17 protein-coding genes are annotated in these 19,367 nt (G+C 53.8%); 4 read left to right on the plus strand and 13 right to left on the minus strand.

Translation table 11 applies throughout. The annotated features are described in order from the left end of the window. The first annotated feature begins 170 nt into the window (after positions 1-170). The gene (locus J7395_RS18765) at positions 171-1,319 is read left to right on the plus strand and encodes a GNAT family N-acetyltransferase (RefSeq protein ID WP_209223148.1); all 1,149 of its coding nucleotides are present in this window, start codon (positions 171-173) and stop codon (positions 1,317-1,319) included. A gap of 79 nt (positions 1,320-1,398) precedes the next feature. Here the strand turns inward: J7395_RS18765 and J7395_RS18770 are convergent, their stop codons facing one another. The 6 genes from J7395_RS18770 to J7395_RS21110 form a co-directional block, all read right to left on the minus strand. Next, positions 1,399-3,081: a methyl-accepting chemotaxis protein gene (locus tag J7395_RS18770; protein ID WP_209223150.1), complete on the minus strand. Its 1,683-nt coding sequence runs from the start codon at positions 3,079-3,081 to the stop codon at positions 1,399-1,401. 12 nt (positions 3,082-3,093) lie between these two features. Continuing rightward, positions 3,094-3,711 carry a hypothetical protein gene (locus tag J7395_RS18775; RefSeq protein ID WP_097052370.1) on the minus strand — a complete coding sequence of 206 codons (618 nt, stop codon included), beginning with the start codon at positions 3,709-3,711 and terminating at the stop codon, positions 3,094-3,096. A 498-nt stretch (positions 3,712-4,209) separates the two neighbouring features. After that, entirely contained in the window at positions 4,210-4,764 is a 555-nt protein-coding gene (locus J7395_RS18780) for a hypothetical protein (protein ID WP_097052371.1), read from the minus strand. A gap of 102 nt (positions 4,765-4,866) precedes the next feature. Continuing rightward, positions 4,867-7,188 (minus strand): ATP-dependent Clp protease ATP-binding subunit ClpA, encoded by a 2,322-nt coding sequence (gene clpA, locus J7395_RS18785; RefSeq protein ID WP_209223152.1) that lies wholly within the window; start codon positions 7,186-7,188, stop codon positions 4,867-4,869. 3 nt (positions 7,189-7,191) lie between these two features. Beyond that, a complete protein-coding gene (gene clpS / locus J7395_RS18790) occupies positions 7,192-7,518 on the minus strand; it encodes an ATP-dependent Clp protease adapter ClpS (RefSeq protein ID WP_062952188.1) in 327 nt (108 codons plus the stop codon). A gap of 264 nt (positions 7,519-7,782) precedes the next feature. Further along, positions 7,783-8,454 (minus strand): phasin family protein, encoded by a 672-nt coding sequence (locus tag J7395_RS21110; RefSeq protein ID WP_209223154.1) that lies wholly within the window; start codon positions 8,452-8,454, stop codon positions 7,783-7,785. Between the two features lie 79 nt (positions 8,455-8,533). Between J7395_RS21110 and J7395_RS18800 the strand changes: the two genes are divergently transcribed. Further along, on the plus strand, positions 8,534-8,923 hold the full coding sequence (locus tag J7395_RS18800; protein WP_209223156.1) for a hypothetical protein: 390 nt from the start codon (positions 8,534-8,536) through the stop codon (positions 8,921-8,923). 524 nt (positions 8,924-9,447) lie between these two features. Here the strand turns inward: J7395_RS18800 and J7395_RS18805 are convergent. Beyond that, positions 9,448-10,056 carry a hypothetical protein gene (locus tag J7395_RS18805; protein ID WP_244204826.1) on the minus strand — a complete coding sequence of 203 codons (609 nt, stop codon included), beginning with the start codon at positions 10,054-10,056 and terminating at the stop codon, positions 9,448-9,450. A gap of 316 nt (positions 10,057-10,372) precedes the next feature. Here J7395_RS18805 and J7395_RS18810 point away from each other — a divergent pair, with 316 nt between their 5' ends. Beyond that, positions 10,373-11,683 carry a D-alanyl-D-alanine carboxypeptidase gene (locus J7395_RS18810; protein ID WP_247742281.1) on the plus strand — a complete coding sequence of 437 codons (1,311 nt, stop codon included), beginning with the start codon at positions 10,373-10,375 and terminating at the stop codon, positions 11,681-11,683. A 76-nt stretch (positions 11,684-11,759) separates the two neighbouring features. Here J7395_RS18810 and J7395_RS18815 read toward each other — a convergent pair whose 3' ends face one another. The 6 genes from J7395_RS18815 to J7395_RS18840 all read right to left on the minus strand — a co-directional run bounded on the left by J7395_RS18815 (position 11,760) and on the right by J7395_RS18840 (position 18,119). Further along, the gene (locus tag J7395_RS18815; RefSeq protein ID WP_209223158.1) at positions 11,760-13,175 is read right to left on the minus strand and encodes a phosphomannomutase/phosphoglucomutase; all 1,416 of its coding nucleotides are present in this window, start codon (positions 13,173-13,175) and stop codon (positions 11,760-11,762) included. A gap of 8 nt (positions 13,176-13,183) precedes the next feature. Next, positions 13,184-14,500 (minus strand): UDP-glucose/GDP-mannose dehydrogenase family protein, encoded by a 1,317-nt coding sequence (locus J7395_RS18820; protein WP_097052374.1) that lies wholly within the window; start codon positions 14,498-14,500, stop codon positions 13,184-13,186. A gap of 78 nt (positions 14,501-14,578) precedes the next feature. Then, positions 14,579-15,466, minus strand: coding sequence for a UTP--glucose-1-phosphate uridylyltransferase GalU (galU, locus tag J7395_RS18825; protein WP_209223160.1), 888 nt, complete (start codon positions 15,464-15,466; stop codon positions 14,579-14,581). Positions 15,467-15,580: 114 nt separating this feature from the next. Next, positions 15,581-16,396 carry a molecular chaperone DnaJ gene (locus J7395_RS18830; RefSeq protein WP_247742282.1) on the minus strand — a complete coding sequence of 272 codons (816 nt, stop codon included), beginning with the start codon at positions 16,394-16,396 and terminating at the stop codon, positions 15,581-15,583. Continuing rightward, positions 16,396-17,157 carry a VWA domain-containing protein gene (locus tag J7395_RS18835; RefSeq protein WP_348541247.1) on the minus strand — a complete coding sequence of 254 codons (762 nt, stop codon included), beginning with the start codon at positions 17,155-17,157 and terminating at the stop codon, positions 16,396-16,398. Before J7395_RS18835 ends, J7395_RS18830 begins: the two co-directional genes overlap by 1 nt. 62 nt (positions 17,158-17,219) lie before the next feature. After that, entirely contained in the window at positions 17,220-18,119 is a 900-nt protein-coding gene (locus J7395_RS18840) for a division plane positioning ATPase MipZ (protein ID WP_062952075.1), read from the minus strand. 62 nt (positions 18,120-18,181) lie between these two features. On the opposite strand from J7395_RS18840, the gene J7395_RS18845 reads away from it, so the two are divergent. Next, the gene (locus J7395_RS18845) at positions 18,182-19,366 is read left to right on the plus strand and encodes a hypothetical protein (protein ID WP_231886936.1); all 1,185 of its coding nucleotides are present in this window, start codon (positions 18,182-18,184) and stop codon (positions 19,364-19,366) included. Position 19,367 lies beyond the last annotated feature (1 nt).

Here is a 19,367-nt window from a genome sequence, read left to right on the forward strand (position 1 = left end):
TAACGTTACGCGCCCTTGGCCCAATGAAATAGGGCTTAAGGCGGCTTGCGTCAAAGGCTTTCCCTTGCGCAAACACGCAATACGCCTATCTTCTGAACGCATATACCGGCTATTGCGTATAGAATGCAGGTCCGGACGGCGACCAAGGATTGAATACAGGGGACCCCATCTTGCCTGCCGAGATAAGAACCGTTACCGATATCCATAAAATTGGCCAAACCGACTGGGACAGATGCGCTGGCGCAGACAACCCGTTTGTCAGCTTTGCCTTTCTTTCGGCGATGGAAGATAGCGGGTCTGCCAGTGCGGATACCGGTTGGCAACCCTTTCATCTGCTGGTGACAGATGACGACGATACGGTTGCCGGTATTGTGCCGCTTTATGTCAAATCCCACTCATACGGCGAATATGTTTTCGACTGGAGCTGGGCAGAGGCATATGAGCGCGCGGGCGGGCGTTATTATCCGAAATTGCAGGCCGCCGTGCCGTTTTCGCCCGTACCCGGCCCGCGGCTTTTGATCCGGTCCGATCATCCGGCACCGGAACGCATCCGCAAGCTCCTGATCAGCGGGCTTTGCGCCCTGCCCGAACGGCTTGGCATTGCCAGCCTGCATGTAACATTTTGCAGCGGTGATGAAAGCCGGGCGATGGAAGATGCCGGGTTTCTGCCCCGAACCGGCATTCAATATCATTGGTACAATCGTGGTTACGCCGGCTTTGACGACTTCCTTGGCGCGCTTAATTCGCGCAAGCGCAAAAACCTGCGCAAGGAACGTAAACAGGTGCGCGATGCGGGATACAGTTTCGAAGTGCTATCGGGTGATGACCTTAAAGCAACGCATTGGGACCGGTTTTATGCCTTTTACCATGACACATCGGACCGCAAATGGGGTCAGGCCTATCTGACGCGGGAATTTTTCGAACTTTTGCATGAAAGATTACGTGACCGGACCGTTCTGGTTGCGGCCTTTCGGGATGGCGACATGGTTGCCGGGGCGCTTAACCTGATCGGATCGGATACGTTGTACGGGCGCAACTGGGGCACCATCGACCGGACACCACTTTTGCATTTCGAGACCTGTTATTATCAGGCGATTGATATCGCGATTGAACGCGGTCTTAAAACTGTCGAAGCCGGGGCACAGGGTGAACACAAGATCCAGCGCGGCTATGAACCTGTCCTGACCCATTCGGCCCATCTGATCGCAGATGAAGGCCTTCGCAATGCTGTCGCCCGGTTTCTGGATCAGGAACGCAGCCACATCGCGCAGGACCGCGAATTCATCATGGCCGAGCACAGCCCGTTCAGGCAGGAATGAACCGGCAGAACGGTCAAGCAAAAAGGGCGCGATGCATGACCACCGCGCCCCTTCCGGTTCCCCCGACTAAGCGGGGATTCTAGACAGCCCTGACGTCGTTCAGGAAGCCGTTCACATGGGATCTGAGCTCGTCATTGGCGGCTGCGAGACGGCCAACGCAGTCAAGCTGACCATGCGAAAGGTCACCGCTTTCGGTTGTTGCCTCGGCCACGTTTTTCACCGCGTTCGAAATGGCGACGTTACCATTGGCAGCCCCTTCGACACTGCGTGAAATTTCCTCGGTTGCAGCCCCCTGCTCTTCGACGGCACTGGCAACAACCGACATCAGTTCGTCGATTTTATGGATCGTTTCGGCAAAACCGCGAACGGCATCGGCGGCAGCACCGGTTTCACCCTGCATTTCGGTAATTTTCGCCGTGATCTGTTCGGTTGCCTTCACCGTCTGGGCGGCAAGGTTTTTGACCTCGCCCGCCACAACCGCGAAGCCCTTGCCGGCATCACCGGCACGCGCCGATTCAATCGTCGCGTTTAGTGCCAGCATGTTGGTCTGATCAGCGATATCACTGATCAGGCTGACAACTTCCCCGACACTTTGTGCGGCATCATCAAGCAGCGCAACACGCTGATTGGTCCGTTCGGTTTCTTCCACCGCAAGCTGGGTGATTTCGGTAACCCGTGCAATCTGCGAGGCGATTTCGGCGATTGATGCCGAAAGCTGTGCTGTTGCCGATGCAACCGTTTCGATGTTGCTTGACGATTCCTGTGCCTGCTCTGCCACATTTTTCGCATCCTGATTGGCGCGAACCGAATGTGATGAAAGGGTTTCCGACGCACTGCGCACTTCATCAAGTGCGACATTCACTGCCGAAAGAACTTCCTGGATTTTATGATCGAACCCGGCAGTCAACGTACCCATGCGCTTGCTGCGTTCGATCTGGCGTTCGGCCTCGATCCGTTCCTGTTCGGCCATACGGGCACGTTCCCGGGCGTTTTCGCGGAACACCTCAAGCGACTTGGCCATCGCGCCGACTTCATCGGCACGCTTCATATCAAGGATTTCGATATCAAGGTTGCCTGATGCCAGACTTCCCATGGCATCCGTCATCTTGCGGATCGGGGTTGCGATCATCCGCGACAGGGTGCCGCCAAACAATGCCGCCATTGCGATCAGCAATGCAACACCGATACCCAACGTCGTCTGGAAGAGCATCATGGCCCGTTCAACACGGTTTTCGACTTCAAGGCTCATCTGGTCAATGTTGTTTGCAAGTTCCAGGGCAATCCGTGACACGCTGTCAGACAATTCGCGCGGTTCGCCGGATGCCTCGATGGCACGAGCGTGGTTGACCGTCAGATAGTGACGCATCAGCTTGGCCTGCTGACTTGCAATTTCTTCCCAGCGGTCGATGGCACTGTCCATTTCCTCGATCAGACTGGCAACAGTCGGGTTGATCGTGGCATAGGTTTTCAGAACATCCGTGCGAGTGTCGATCTCGGTCAGCGATTTCTCATAGCTTTCAAGCCCGATCCGGTCCCCGGTTGTCAGGAAATAGACGAGTTCCTGGCGTGCCATCAGATAGGCACGGTCAAGATTGCGATAATCGCGTTCGAAATCGGCGAGATAGTCACGTTGCTCATTGGCGGACTTGACCTGGAATGTTGCGAACATCCCGGCGCCGGCAACCATCAGAATGACCACAATCATCACAGCAAAGCAGGTTGTCAGCTTGGCCGGTATGGAAAGGTTTTTGAAAAAGTTCATTTTCCATCTCCCCTAGAGCTGTTGACGGCGAGCGAGTTCATTAAGGTTGACCTCGATCGTAACAGCGCCGATCGGCGTCCCCTGCGCATCCGACATCGTCATATTGAGCTGCGAGCGCCAGGTATCGGTTTCTTCATTATATTCAGCCTCATCAATGAAGACCGCATTGGCACCTTTGGGGAAGGTATTCTTGAATTTTGCCTCATCCCCCTGCCAGAAATCTGAGGTGATCGAGCTTTGCCCGACATTGAGCCCCATCTGGTCCATCACAAATATCTCTGCCAGCAAACCACCGGACCGGGCCTGTATCTGAGTCAGGTAACTCGAAAGAGGATTTGTCAGAATGGCGGCAACAAGCGGCTGATCTTCCGCCTCACGCTCTGCCACCCACTGTTTGTCGGCAGAATCAATCTGATCCTGCGTCATTCCAACGCGCAAACGGTTTTGCGAAGTGATGGAAAGCTCGACGACGGGATTGGCCAACCATTCACGAACGTCGCGGATCATGTCGTCCGAGATCATGGTACCGGGTTCGCCCGGAAGTTCGGATTTTGCATCTGCTGCTAACGGTATGAAGCCGATCATTCCGGCAACCCCCAAGGCAGTGCAAGCGCGCAAAAAGGTTCTCATAGTTTCCTCTCCGGCGTAGCGCAGATTATTTGTTTGTTTCGGTATGACGCTACGCCACCAAACAGACCTATCCAAAAGGGCAGAAGCCCTAATTCCTATGTGAATCCTCACTCGCATGCTTTCAAGTAGAGGATGTAAAATCATCTACATGAAAAACATGGGGAATTCGGAGAAGACAAGAAAAAAGCGGCGGGAAAACCGCCGCTGAGTTTGGTTGGGACACGAGCAAACTGCAGAAGATTACGTTGTTCCAGGCGCAAGATGCGCCCCTGCAAAGAACAACTGTCCGACACCACCTATGCATAGGGTGTGCCAGTTTTTGGAAGCGCGTAAAAATCCCTGAATTGTGCCAATTGTCGGGCAAGAAAATATTGAAAAGACAATTACTTCAAAATTTATTCGCATATTGCGACAAATAAAATTGCAAAATGCGAACACAAATCTTTGCATTTTGCAAAATGCGATTCAAGGCCGTGATCCCGACCTGATCATTGCCGATTACCCAGCGTTACGACTTGGCGCTTTCCGTTTTTTGCGCTTGCTGAAATTCAGCAAAGCCGGAGCATTTTCAATAATTTCCTGGAGAATTTCCTTGGCGACCTCAAGGTCATCCTTGGCAGACTCGTCAAGATGACTGACATATCGCGGATGAGAGATCATGCGTTCGGCTTCATAAAGAGTCCGAAGCTCGCTTTGGAACATTTCGCGCGCACCGAGCGGCAAAACCGGTTTGGCACTCATCACAAAGAAAAACTTGAGGCTTGTTTTAATCACAATCCGAAGCATCAGGATCTGAAGCTTGTGGAACTGCTCTTCGAGCTCGTCTTTTTTGGGATGCTTTTCAAGTTTGGCAAGACGGTCCGTAATCACCAGTGAAAGCGCTTTGAAGTTATCGACTTCTTCGCGAAACGGTCGGTAACCGGTCACCTCGGTTGTATCTACCGTCTTTTCAATCACATCCGCCAGCGCGACAAGCTTACGCGCCTGCGTCTCAAGCCTCGACAAAAACGTCTCGACCTCATCCCGGTATTTCCGCTGTGTCACCTGGTTCATTATTTTTTATGCGCCACCAAAAGCAATTGCCCGAAACAACTGTTCCGGGCAATTACAATAACCTGCCAAAACTTAATGACAAGGTAATCGATCACGAGACAATCAGTTTGCCATCTCGGGATCTTTTTCCTTTTTCGATCCGCCACCGTTTTCTTCCGGATAGCGGAAGATAACGGCATCGTCTTCGATATCGACCAGAACCGCCCCGCCCTTTTCGAGCTTGCCAAACAGCAATTCTTCGGCCAGCGGCTTTTTGACGTGCTCCTGAATGACACGCCCCAACGGACGCGCCCCAAATGCAACATCGTAACCCCGCTCGGCAAGCCAGGCACGCGCAGCTTCGGTCAGTTCAATCGAGACATTCCGATCCGCAAGCTGGACTTCAAGCTGCAGGATGAACTTATCGACCACCATCTTGACGACGTCAGGCTGCAGGTTGGCAAACGGGATAACCGCATCCAAACGGTTCCGGAATTCCGGAGAGAAGGTCCGCTTGATCGCTTCTTCGTCCTCTCCGGTACGCATTTCGCGTTTGAAACCGATTGGTGGCTTTGCCATATCCGATGCGCCCGCGTTGGTGGTCATCACCAGCACAACATTGCGGAAATCAACGGTCTTGCCGTTATTATCCGTCAGCTTGCCATGGTCCATGACCTGCAAAAGGATATTGAACAGGTCCGGATGGGCTTTTTCGATCTCGTCAAGCAGGACAACCGCATGCGGATGCTGATCAACGGAATCGGTCAGAAGGCCACCCTGATCAAACCCGACATAACCGGGCGGCGCACCAATCAGTCGTGAAACGCTGTGGCGTTCCATATATTCCGACATGTCGAAGCGGATGAACTCGATCCCCATGACATGCGCCAGCTGTTTGGTGACCTCGGTTTTGCCAACGCCTGTCGGGCCGGAAAACAGATAGCTGCCAATCGGCTTTTCCGGTTCGCGCAGACCGGCACGTGCCAGCTTGATTGCACTGGCGACGGCCTCAATCGCCTTGTCCTGACCAAAGACAACAGTCTTAAGATCACGTTCTAGATTGGCCAATGCCTTGCGATCATCGGTCGATACCGATTTTGGTGGTATGCGGGCGATCTTGGCGACGATTTCCTCGACATCGCGTTTGGAAATCGTGCGTTTGCGCTTGCTTGGTGCCACCAGCATCCGGGATGCCCCGACCTCGTCGATCACATCAATCGCGCTATCGGGACGCTTGCGGTCGTTGATATAGCGTGATGCAAGTTCAACTGCGGACCGAATGGCTTCGTTGGTGTATTTGACGTGGTGATGTTCCTCGTAATAGGGCTTGAGCCCCTTGAGGATTTTGATCGTGTCTTCGGGTGAAGGTTCCTCGACATCGATTTTCTGGAAACGACGCACAAGGGCACGGTCCTTTTCAAAATGGCCGCGGAACTCCTTGTAAGTCGTTGAACCGATGCAGCGAAGCGAACCGCTGGCAAGGGCCGGCTTCAACAGGTTCGAGGCATCCATTGCCCCACCCGAAGTCGCACCTGCGCCGATGACGGTGTGAATTTCATCAATGAACAGAACCGCGCCGTCGAACTCTTCAAGCTCTTTGACGACAGCCTTGAGGCGTTCCTCGAAATCACCACGATAGCGGGTACCTGCCAAAAGGGCGCCCATATCAAGGGCAAAGATCGTGGCATCGGCCAGAACTTCGGGGACATCGCCATCAACAATCCGGCGCGCCAGACCTTCGGCGATGGCAGTTTTGCCAACCCCGGGATCACCGACATAAAGCGGATTGTTTTTGGTGCGGCGGCACAGGACCTGAATGGTGCGCTCGATCTCGCTCTGGCGACCGATCAACGGATCGATCTTGCCCTTCTGCGCCTTGACATTGAGGTTCACGCAATAGGCCTTGAGGGCCTCACCTTCACCGGCCGCGGCCCCTTCCTCAGTATCGGCAGCAGCCCCGGGCGCAACTTCTTCCTCGGCGCCGCGCGGAATGCGGCGTTCATTCAGTTCCGGCGCCTTCGCAATACCATGCGAAATGTAGTTGACCGCATCCAGACGGGTCATGTCCTGCAATTGTAGATAATAGACCGCGTGGGATTCACGTTCCGAAAACAGCGCGACCAGCACATTCGCCCCGGTGACCTCTTCGCGTCCGGAGGATTGAACATGAATGGCTGCGCGCTGTATCACGCGCTGGAACCCGGCCGTTGGCTTGGGATCGACCAGACGCGCACTGATCAGCCCGGAAAGTTCGCTATCGGCGAATTCCAGCAAATCCGAACGCAGACGGTCAACGTCGACCCTGCAGGCCTTCAGCACCGACAACGCATCCTGATCTTCGGTCAGTGACAACAGAAGATGTTCCAGCGTTGCATATTCATGACGCCGTTCAGACGCATAAGCCAGCGCACGATGTAAGCTTTCTTCAAGGTTACGTGAGAGCATGTTTCACTCCTTCTCTAACGTGCACTGCAGCGGGTGCTGGTTTTGCCGCGCCAGATCCATGACCTGGTTGACCTTGGTTTCCGCAATTTCATAGGTAAAGACACCACATACCCCGACCCCCTTGCGGTGAACCTGAAGCATAATCGCGGTCGCCTCTTCCCGGCCTTTTTCAAAGAACCGTTCAAGCACATGGACAACGAATTCCATGGGGGTGTAGTCGTCATTCAGCAACAGCACCTTGTACATGGACGGCTTCTTCGTCTTTGGCCGTGTCTTCGTTACGATCCCCGTGTTCGGGAGACCACCACCGTCATTGTCCTGTTCACTCATAATCTGCTTACCGGAACCCTTTTGTTCTGCATTGTCTCCATGATAGGTCATTGAACATCTGTTTCAAAGTCCGCAGCGACAAAACGCTTATTAACCTCATCCCAAATTCATGTAGGCCGAGATTGACGCGGTGCAAGATCATCAGCAAAACTTCATCGGTTTTGCCGTAAATATCAGTGCAAAAACAAAAAAACGGACATGATCCGCCGACCATGTCCGTTCCGGTACGTTAATGCAGCAAACCTTGCCCTGCGTCAGGTGCGCTTATTTAAGCGGCACTCCTGCGGCTTTGCTCATTGCGGCAAACCCGTCGGAAAAGGCTGAAAACATCATTTTCTGAATTTTCTCGCCCTCCGACATGCCGGATTCGACATAGCGTTTAAAGATACGCTCGTTCAGTTCCTGCAGTTCAGAGAGGCTTTCAACCTTTGCAAGCGCTTCGAGGTCAGCCTGCGAAGCATCCATTTCGCGTTGCGCCCAAGAAACCAGTTCAGCCCCGAATGAACCGCTTTTTTCCATCAGGTCGGTCGACATCTGCCAAACGCCATCGAGACTTTTCTGCTGCGTTTCGATCAGTTCTTCGTATCTGGCCATCATATGCGTACCGGCATCGGAAAACACATCTGCCTGTTCGGTGAACTTTTCGGCCATCTGGGCGATAACATCATTGGCAGCGGTCATGCTGCCTTCGAAAGCATCCTGGGTCGCGGCCACCATGGCATCGACTTCGGGTGCCTTCCAGAGCTCCGCGAACGGCTCAAGCGTCATCATGCCAAATGCTGTCACATCAGGGGCATCGACCTTGGCAGCGGCAGTTGCCGGCTTTGCCGTGACCTTGACCTCGGCAGTGGCTTTCTCGGTTGGGTTATCCTTCGGCGCGGCCTTAGCCACCGTAGCCGATTTAACAGTGGCAGCCGGTTTCTGTTCCTCTGTCACGATCGTAGCCTTCTTTACAGGTTGAGCCGTTTGGGCAGCGGCAGCAGGCGCCTTATTGCCAGAAACGGACGATTTGGATGTGCCTGCTGTTTTTGAAGTCGAAACAGCGGGCTTTTTCGACGTGGCAATGACCTTGGGGCGGCTGGCAGGCTTGGGACTTGTCGAAACTTCTCCCTTGGCCTTTGCCGACGTGGCCCCGGTGGATGTGCGCCCCTTTGACGGGGAACTTTTGGCGTCAATGTCGGTCACGGCTGCCTTTGTCTGCGAATCGTTTGCCGGTTCAGGTTTTGCCTGCGATTTCGCCTCAGCCTTGTTTTCTGTCTCAGCGGGTTTTACCGCCTCCTCGGCCTTCGCCGGGACCGCGGTATTCTGTGATACGGCAGAGGATGCTTTCTTTGTCTCCGGCTTCACATCATCGGGTTTTGATGTCTTGGCAACAGCCTTTGGCGGTTCTTCCATGGGGGTCTGACGCAAGGCTTCTGCTTCCAGCGCACTAGAAGTTGTGACCACACGCTTTGGCCGCGCCGCCGGGCTTTCGGTAATTTCGACTGCCGCAGCCTTTGCCGGGGCTGCAGCCGACTTTTTGCTGACACCGGAAGGCGTTTTCTGTGCTGTCTTTGCACGAGGTGAGGTTTTGGTTCGGGTTGTTTTAGCTGAACCGGGCGCAGTTTTTTTGCGAGGAGTCACCATATGTCGACCTCCTAGGACTGGGCTTGGCATTCAAATTAATGCTGCATCGCAACATAACCCTAGATGGAATAACCACACCCCGTCAAGGTGGCTTTGGTGACATTTTTATTTGAAGGATTACGTTAATCTGGGCCGATGAACCTGACGATCTGTAATCACGAAAATCGATTTTCAAAAACCGGATTTCGTTCAATTGCTTAGATGGAAAGTTACGCTAATCCTTATATTCAGCAGTCATGAAAACAAAAAATGGCACGTGATATTACGTGCCATTTTTGTTGGTGTTCTTTGCCCTGAAAATTCTTATCGCAGCTGATTTCCGCGAACCGTGCGATAGAAATAGCGAGACTCGGCCTGCTTGTCATTCTTGCTGTAAAACGGATCAGGCTGCTTTGGCGTACCGAATGCTGGCGGCTGGGGCAATGGTTTTTCCAACCCCGAAAGATTTTCCAGTACATTCGGGAAAGTTAAAGCGCGCAAATCGTCCTTGGCAGACGTCCAGGCTGCCAGCGTGATGCTTTGTGACGAACATCCGATCGCAACCCAGTAATAGTCGTCGGAATGCAGGCGCAATCCGTCACGGCTTTGATATCCGAAACCGTCGGACTGAAGCGCGTCGGTTAGGGCAAGATATTGCCCGCGCGACAGGTTTTCCCGCGATTCTGTACCACCGAAAGCACCAAGAGGTGCTGTTACCTCGACATTCACCTCGCTGACATCAAGCGGACCAAATATCCGTGACACCATTTCAAACTGCTCTGCGCCGTTCTTGGGAATAAGATCGTAGCTGCGCGTTTCCTTATAATAATCAGCATTGTAGACAAGGCGAATCCGTCCTTCTGCGTCCCCGGCAGAACAGGCGGTTCGAATGTCATCCGCATTGATAAACGAGAACCAGGTTCCTTTGCGCACCAGGGGATTTTCGATATCGCTTGTACCGGTAAAACTGCATGCTGAAAGAGCAATCAGTCCGGCTGCAGAAAGGGCACTTCCTCTTAAAATTGATGATTTTGTTCTTATCTTACTGACAACAGACATTATTTTTTTACGCATTCGATCCTCGATTTTTAACCTTTTGCCGGATATAAATTGAGACTGACGAAAAAATGAGACCGCAACAAGGCGGCAAATCAGTTTATCGGGACACGTGTTAAGCATTTTTTTAATGCCGCGATGAGATACTGATCATATTTCGTCTTGGGGATCACCGTAAAGCCGAGCCCGTCAAATGCGTTTTAAGACCCGTCTTGGGCCAAAAGCGATGGCCACCGTTAGAAATGATGAAAGTCAATCGATGTGGCAATTGCAAGGTCGCAGGATTTATTGTGCCCTGTCCGTGATGATGCTGATCATTGCTGCTGTTGTGTTTACAACGTCGGCTGCGATGGCGCGTACCTATACCGCGATGGTTATCGATGCCGAAACCGGCGATGTTCTGCATGAATATCGCGCCGATCATAAAGTTTATCCGGCGTCACTGACCAAGATCATGACGCTTTACATGCTGTTTGATGCACTTGATTCCGGCAAGGTATCGCTTTCGACCCGCATGGAAGTTTCCAAACGTGCATGGGGCCAGGCGCCTTCGAAACTTGGTCTTCAGCCCGGTGAAAAAATTTCGGTCGAAGATGCCATTCTGGCGCTCGTGACGAAATCGGCAAATGACATTGCCGTTGTCGTCGCCGAACATCTTGGCGGGACCGAGATAAAGTTTGCCCAGATGATGACAGCCAAGGCGCGTCAGATCGGCATGAAAAACACCACCTTCCGCAATGCATCGGGTCTTCCGAACCGCGGCCAGTTGACCACGGCGCGCGATATGATCCGCCTTGCCGTGTCGCTGCGGAAGGATTACGGCAACTATTACCATTATTTTAGTACCCAGAAGTTCAGCTATGGCAAGCGTACTTATGGCAACCATAACAACCTTCTGGCGTCCTATTACGGAACCGACGGGATCAAGACCGGCTATATTAATGCGTCGGGCTTTAACCTTGTAGCCTCGGTCAATCGCAATGGCCGCCGGTTGATTGGTGTTGTCTTTGGTGGACGGACGGCCCGGTCGCGCGATGACCAGATGAAGAAGCTTCTTGATCAGGCGTATCTTGACCTCAAGAAAGATGGCGAGATTATCGCGCCGCGTCCTCGCATCAGCCCCGATGGCAAAATTCTTCCGGCTGATACACAGCTTTTGATGGCCAAACAGAACAATGCGAACGAGGTTGAACAGCCCGGCCGCATCGACACTGAAACGGTTGTTGCCCGCCTTTCGCCTGAAACTGGCGGCTGGGGCATTCAGGTTGGTGCATTTAGCGATCAGCGACGCGCACAGGAAGCCGTCCTTGCCGCGGCACGCACAGCACCCGATGTTCTGCGCCTGACCCGCGCAGCGGTTGAACAGCAAAGCAACGGATCTGGCATTGTTTACCGCGCCCGTCTGCTTGGATTTGGTGGCGAACAGGAAGCGCGTAGTGCCTGTGCTGCCCTTCGCAAGGAAAAGGTCGCATGCATCCCGGTTAACGCCGGTGATGCGGGATAATATTCCGGACATACACAACAAAAAAGCCCGCTGAATTGCTTCAGCGGGCTTTTATTATCGTCCTGATCAGAACAGCCTAGTGGCCGCTGCCCGGTGCAAAGAAATCATCCGAGGACAGACCGCTTTTTTGAAGCTGAGCGGTGACTTGCGTTTTCAACCGCTTCAGACCGTTTTCATCGGCAGCCTCGCAACGGGCGACAATTGCAGGCTGGGTGTTGGATGCGCGCAGCAGCCACCAGCCGTCATCGGTGCTGACGCGAACGCCGTCAATGCCGCTGACTTCGGCACCGGCTTCGGACAAGCGCCCACGCACCTCCTCGATCAGGGCGAACTTGCGATCATCCGGGCAGTCGATACGGGTTTCCGGGGTATTGACCGCCACGGGCATGGCATCGCGCCAATCATCGAGGCTTTTGCCGCTCTGGACCAGAATGCGATACAGCCGCACAGCGGCATACATCGCATCATCATAGCCATAGTAACGCTCGGCAAAGAAGATATGACCGCTCATTTCACCAGCGATCGGCGCTTTTGATTCAACCATTTTGGTTTTGATTAGTGAATGGCCGGTCTTCCACATGATGGCGTTGCCGCCAAGACGGGTAACCTCGTCAAACAGTGTCTGGCTGGCTTTGACATCGGCAATAATCGATGCGCCCGGCAGGCGCCCGAGAACGTCGGCGGCATAAATCTGCAGCAGCTGATCGCCCCACAAAACACGGCCCTGCCCGTCAACAACACCGATACGGTCACCGTCACCGTCAAAGGCAACGCCCCAGTCCGCATTCAGTGACGCCACCTTGGCCTTCAGATCAACGAGGTTGGCTTCAACCGTCGGGTCCGGATGGTGATTGGGGAAAGTGCCATCGATCTCGTCAAACAGCAGATGGTGGTTGCCCGGAAGCTTTGCGGTCAGTTTGCGAACCACATCGCCCGCAGCACCATTGCCACAGTCCCAGACAATTGTCATCGGTCTGGCAACATCGCAATCCAGTTCGGCCAGCAAACGTTCGACATAACGATCTTCGATGTCGATGTCACTGATTGCGCCATTTCCGGTTTCGAAATCACCCGAGGCGGCAATCCGGCCCAGTTCCTGAATGGCTTCGCCAAACACCGATTTCCCGGCATTGAGCATCTTGAAACCGTTGTAATTTGACGGATTATGCGAACCGGTCACCATGATGCCGGCGTCGGTTTTCTGATCGTAAACCGTGAAATACAGCATCGGGGTTGGTCCACGCCCGATCCGGACCACATCGCAGCCCGTCGACGCAATCCCCTCGACAAGGGCGCTTGCCAGTTCGGGCGAACTCAGACGTCCATCCCGGCCAACGGCAACACGTTTCCCGCCAGACTGGCGCACCTTGGTACCGAATGCCTTGCCAAGAGCAAGCGCATCGGCCGCGTGCAGGGTTTCGCCCACGACACCGCGCACATCATATTCGCGCAATACGGAAGGATCAAAATTGTGTCCGGCAGAGATGGTCATATTCTAACTTAGCCTCCGATTGATGCTCGCCCGATGCAGGAATAGCTGAAACCCTGTTCTGCCATTTCAGCTGGGTCATATACATTTCGCAAATCCACCACGATCGGGTGTTTCAAGGTTGATTTGATGCGATCCAGATCCATGCCGCGGAACTCGTTCCACTCGGTCAGGACCACCATCGCGTCGGCACCTTCAAGTGCTTCATAGGCGCTTTCACAGTAAACAATGTCTTCAAGAAGCTTTCTGGATTCCTCCATGGCTTCCGGGTCGAATGCCCGAACCGTTGCACCGGCAGCAATCAGGGCAGGAACAATATCAAGGCTTGGCGCATCACGCATATCATCGGTGTTTGGCTTGAAGGCCAGACCAAGGATGCCGATGGTTTTACCCGCAACCGAGCCGCCGCAAGCCGAAATGACGCGATCGGCCATGGCTTTTTTGCGCCGCGCATTCACATCGACCACAGTTTCAATAATGCGCAACGGGCTATTATGTTCCTGCGCGGTGCGAACCAATGCCAGGGTATCTTTCGGGAAGCATGACCCGCCGTAACCCGGCCCAGGATGCAGGAATTTCTTTCCGATGCGGCCATCAAGGCCAATCCCGCGCGCCACATCATGGACATCGGCACCAACTTTCTCGCAAAGGTCGGCAATTTCATTGATGAACGTGATTTTGGCGGCCAAGAAAGTGTTGGCTGCGTATTTGATCATTTCCGACGTTTCACGCGTGGTGAAAACAATCGGTGTTTCGATCAGATAAAGCGGGCGATACAAGTCACGCATGACGTCGCGTGCGCGTTCATCACTTGTCCCGATGACCACGCGGTCCGGGCGCATAAAATCACCGATTGCCGATCCTTCGCGCAGGAATTCAGGGTTGGAAACCACGGCGAACTCTGCATCCGGACGGCGTTCACGAATAATACGTTCGACTTCACGACCCGTGCCCACAGGTACTGTCGATTTGGTCACGATGACGGTGAAGCCTTCGATAGCGTCGGCAATTTCTTCGGCAGCAGCATAAACGTAGCTGAGATCGGCGTGACCATCACCACGGCGGGTCGGTGTTCCCACTGCAATGAAGATTGCCTCCGCACCTTTCACCCCTTCCTTAAGATCGGTAGTGAATTTCAGGCGCCCGGCTTTCACGTTGTTTTCGACAAGAACATCCAGCCCCGGTTCGTAGATCGGCATGATGCCGTCTTCGAGACGGGCTATCTTGTTTTCGTCCTTGTCCACACAAATGACTTCTGTGCCGAACTCCGAGAAACAGGCACCGGAAACGAGCCCCACATATCCGGTACCGATCATTGCTACGCGCATTAATTTTTACCCTGGTAGTGATGATAGCTGGCAGGAGTCTGTCCCGGCTCCTGCCAGCATATTTGAAATTGATATCTGTTATTCTGCGGCTTCGCCTTCGGCGAACTCGTGAATGAGATTGCGAACGTCGTCGCGCATGTCTTCGCGTGCGAGCGCAAAGGACATGGTCGCCTTGAGGAAGCCGATTTTGTTACCGCAGTCAAAACGACGGCCTTCGAAGCGATAGCCATAGAACGGTACTTTTCCGATCATGGCGGCCAGTGCGTCGGTCAACTGGATTTCGTTACCAGCCCCGCGCGGAATATTTTCAAGGGTGTCAAAGATGCCCGGATCAAGAATATAGCGGCCAATGGCCGACAGGGTTGATGGTGCGTCTTCGGGTTTCGGTTTTTCGACCATGCCACATGCGCTGACCAGACGACCGTTGGTACCTTCGACTTCAAGCACACCGTAACGCTGGGTTTCCTCGCGCGGGACGTCCATAACAGCAACCATGTTGCCACCCGTGCGGCCATAGCTTTCGACCATTTGCTTCATGCAGGGCACGTTTGACTGGATCAGGTCATCTGCCAGCAAGACGACGAAAGGCTCGTCACCGACAAGAGATTTCGCACACAGAACGGCGTGACCAAGCCCCAGCGGATTGCCCTGACGGGTATAGGTCACACGACCGTTTTCCGGGATCATCGCAAGCGCGGTTTCCAGCGCATCATGCTTGCCGCGCTCCATCAGGATTGCTTCAAGTTCTGCGGAACGGTCAAAATGGTCTTCAATCGCGGTTTTGCCGCGACCGGTTACGAAAATGAATTCTTCAATGCCCGCCGCGATCGCCTCTTCAACGGCATACTGAATCAGCGGCTTGTCCACCACCGGCAACATTTCCTTGGGCATTGCCTTGGTTGCTGGCAAAAAACGGGTCCCCATACCCGCCACGGGGAATACAGCCTTCTTGATTCGCTTCGACATGCCTTTTTTCCTCTGTTTTGACCGCGTCATATCCGCCTCATCCGCATTCGGTCAATCTTATGCTTCTGCCACATTTCAAGAACGCGGATCAAGCGAACGCGCTGTTTGTTCAGTTCAATCTTTACAAAGCTGTAACAGGAGGCTTCGGGCTGCATTGATTTTTGATGCAAGATAATCTGATCCGCCATGATCCGGGTGGACCGCCTTGATCAAGACCTGATAAGCCCGATTGATATCCTCGCGGGTTGCTTCTTCCGAAACACCCAGGATTTTTCGGGCCTCGCCTGCATTCATTTCTCCGCTGCGAAATCCGCTGCCAGCTTGCTCGCTATCGTTTCCGGCCCTGCCGTTTCCATTATCGTTCGCATCCCGGGATGCCTGCCAGTTCTGCCATCCCGAACAATCCGGACGACGTTCCAGATAGGTTTCCAGAACTGTCTGGCTTTGATCTTGTGCACCGCAACAGTCACCATAAAGTGCCTGCAGCTCGTCAAGCCCGAGTGTATCCAGATCACGCCCGGCCATTGTGCCCTGCACCACCGTGCCGCCCAACTGGCCACTATCATGATCAAGATACATATGCAGATAACCCGTTTTTATTTCAGATACCCGGCCCGAACCGGCAGACGAGGGTCCTGATCGACCTCCACTGCCGCCCCATGACCGGGCAAAACCGAACATCCTGCGCAATAATGGCCACATTAAGCCGATTTTGAGGATTCTAGCGAGGAAGGGTATGGCAGCAACAAGGGCGGCAACCATGGCGGCGAGCTTTCCGGTCAGAAGCAACCATGCTGCCAGCCCGCCCAGCAGCAGGACAACGACCCACAACCCGATCTTTCTGACGTCCTTTGGCTCGGCTGACGATAACCATCTGATGATAAATCCGGCAGCGACGAAAAGCCCTATCCCCAACAAGAACCATTGCATTATCGGGATTTCCGTAACTGAGAGCCCAGCAGTTTGACGTCCTGCGATGATGTTTTATTGCCGTATTCTTCAAGCGCGTTAATGCCGCCAACCGCGTAACTCGCTACGGCGCCAAGCAGATCTCGTAAACGATCCGCCGCACTGGCATCAAAACGGGCAAACGCACCACCGGTGATCCTGGCAATCTCGCGGAAGGCTCTCTCGGCCGTGGGGTCATAGCCTTCCTGAAACATGAATGCCTTGATGCCTTTCAACGCCAGTTGCCCTGCCAAACCAGCAAGATTATCGATATCTTCCTCAAGACAATCACCGACATAAATCAAGGCATTGATCTTTTTATCGCGCGCCTGCCCTTCGACATGACCAAGAACACGCGCAAGCTGCGTATGCCCGGCCCGACAGGTAACTTTTGTCATGGAGTCACGCAACCGTGCCGCATCCCGATACCAGGCACTGGCCTTGCATTCCGAAATACCGCGAAAAAAAACAAGCTGAATGTCCAGTGTGCTGCCAATTCCGGCAACAGCATCGAACATTTCAGCCTGCAGAACCGCAGCACTATCCCAGCTTGGTTGACGGCTGGCCGTTGCATCCATAGCAAAGATCAACCGTCCCTGCGCCGGACCGGAAGCCGGGGCAACCGTCGCCAATGTACGGGCCTGCCTCACAAAGGCGGTTACGTCCGTAGGGCTTGACGTATCAGACGCAACACGGCTTTGCTGCTTGGCTTGTGTTTCGGGTGTTGCTTTGTTTTCAGGCACGGGCACCAACCAGTTTTCAGGGTACGCAAGTGTACGATCATCCTGATATAGGGGCGCTTATATCAGATCGGCAACTCTTCACCGTCCGCCGGTGTGAAGCCGATTATTTCCAGCAGGGCACGGACTTCCTGCCGGGCTGCCATATGCGACATGCTAAGCGGAATGCCAACCCCCTTCTCGCGAAGGTCCAGCAACGTCAGACCTTTCAGGAACAATTCCCTGTAGATCACGCGTTCGCCAAAGCCCGGCGCAACACGGAAGCGTATGCGGGCCGCCAGCTTGTCGACGATTTCGGCGATATCACGTTTGTTACGCGCATCAAGATGCGACAGACGATTGCGCATAACGATCCAGTCAATTGTGCCGCCATCGACCGCGGCACGACGTTTACGGGCATCCCAAACCATTTCGGCATAGATGCTGGGTCCCTTGATATCAAGGGTATCGGGATCAATACGCGCCAGCATATCAAGATCAATGTAACTGTCATTGATCGGGGTGACCAGCGTATCGGCACAGGAATGCGCAAGACGCGACAGGTAGTTGTCACTGCCAGGGCAATCCATGACCACGAAATTGCAGCTCATGACCAATTCGCCCAGCGCCCTGGTAAAGCGGTCACGCTCGTCAAGCTTGGCGGCATTGCCGTCTTCAAGTTCGCTACGGTAAATCGGACGATGATCCGGAACGGGCAGCTTCAGCTTTTTCTGCGCATTAAATGAGATGCGGTTTTCAACATAGCGGGTCAGCGTTCCCTGACGGGCATCGATATCAAGCGATCCAACGGAAAAACCCATTTTCATCAGCGATACAATCAAGTGCATCGCCGTGGTCGACTTTCCTGATCCGCCCTTTTCGTTGCCAATCACGATCACATGGGCGCGCTTCGCACCTGGTTGTTTGGCGGTAGCGGTTTGTTGGCCTGCGCTTTCCCCGGTTGCGCCGGTCTCTTGCACCGTCATTGCAGTTTGCTCCGTTATTCAGGCAATTTTCTGTCCCCAGGGTCAAAAAAACCCTCACCCCAATGACCGTCTTTGCCCGTAAAAATCAAGAACAAAGAATTTCATCGACAGCGAGTTGTCTACTGGACCCTAGCCAATCTATCACCGTACAGGTAAAGATAGGAGTAGGGAAAAGTGATTTCCCCAGCAATAACATGAAGGAAGGACGCAAAGTGACCAATCGGGGGGCCCTGTTGGGCGGCGTAGTGGCCGGCACTTTGATGATGATTGGTATGGTGCCTGCAAATGCGCAGGATACCGGCGGATTCGAACAAATCCCAGCCGATCAAAGTCCACTTTCATTTAAATCGGACATGCCGGTTAACGCCGTCTTTCTGAGACAATATCGTGAAAATAGTACCGTATTCGTTGGTCGCTGGCTGTCCCCGGCGGCAGAAGGCAGCCTGAAAGGTGCTGCTGGCGATCTGTTTCTCGAAAGCGTTTTTTCGACATCTGCCCCGGGTTTTGCATTCAACAATGAAATGCCGTCCGAGCAGCTTTTGGAAATGTTCGACGGGTTACGTGGTCGCAGCACTGCTAACGGTGACAATTTCACACAGGATACCCGATACGGCCCAATTGCAATGACGCCGTTTATTCGCGAAGGATCACAGTGTGTATCGTTTGTTGGGCAATGGAATCCCGATACGCCGACAACACGCGGCAGTCGCCTGCTTGGATATTATTGTGACCCATTGTCGCGCCAGACCATGACAGACTTTACACCACCGCCCCAGAAACTTGATGCGGTAGACGCCCAGCTTTATGGTGCCAACTTCTTTGTCCGGTTTGATATACAGCTTCCAGAGGGGGTTGCGCGCCCTCCCGTGCAGGCTGTCCCAGAAATTGTGGAAACCCCATCCGCAACGCCTCTTCCCGACAGCAATGCCGTAAACACCCCGCCCGAAGGTCTGCCGATCAGCAGCAACTGGCAAGGGTCGCGCGGTCAGGGGATGCTTAAATTTGATCAGCCTTCGGGCGAAGGCACGATGATTATTGACAGCGACCTTCGCCATTGTGAAGGCATCTGGCGTCATGATGGCGGGGCCTATCAAAGCGGCACGTTGCCATTTGGCAGTTGGTATGTGTTCTGCGATGACGGGGCATCCGCGCGTGGCCATTATACCAGCGAAGATCCAGGTAGCGTTACCGGCGAAGGTCAGGACAATCAGGGCCAGGCCGTTTATTTCCGTCAACTCAACTCATAAG

This window comes from Thalassospira sp. A3_1 (assembly GCF_017744215.1).
Lineage (GTDB): Bacteria > Pseudomonadota > Alphaproteobacteria > Rhodospirillales > Thalassospiraceae > Thalassospira > Thalassospira lucentensis_A.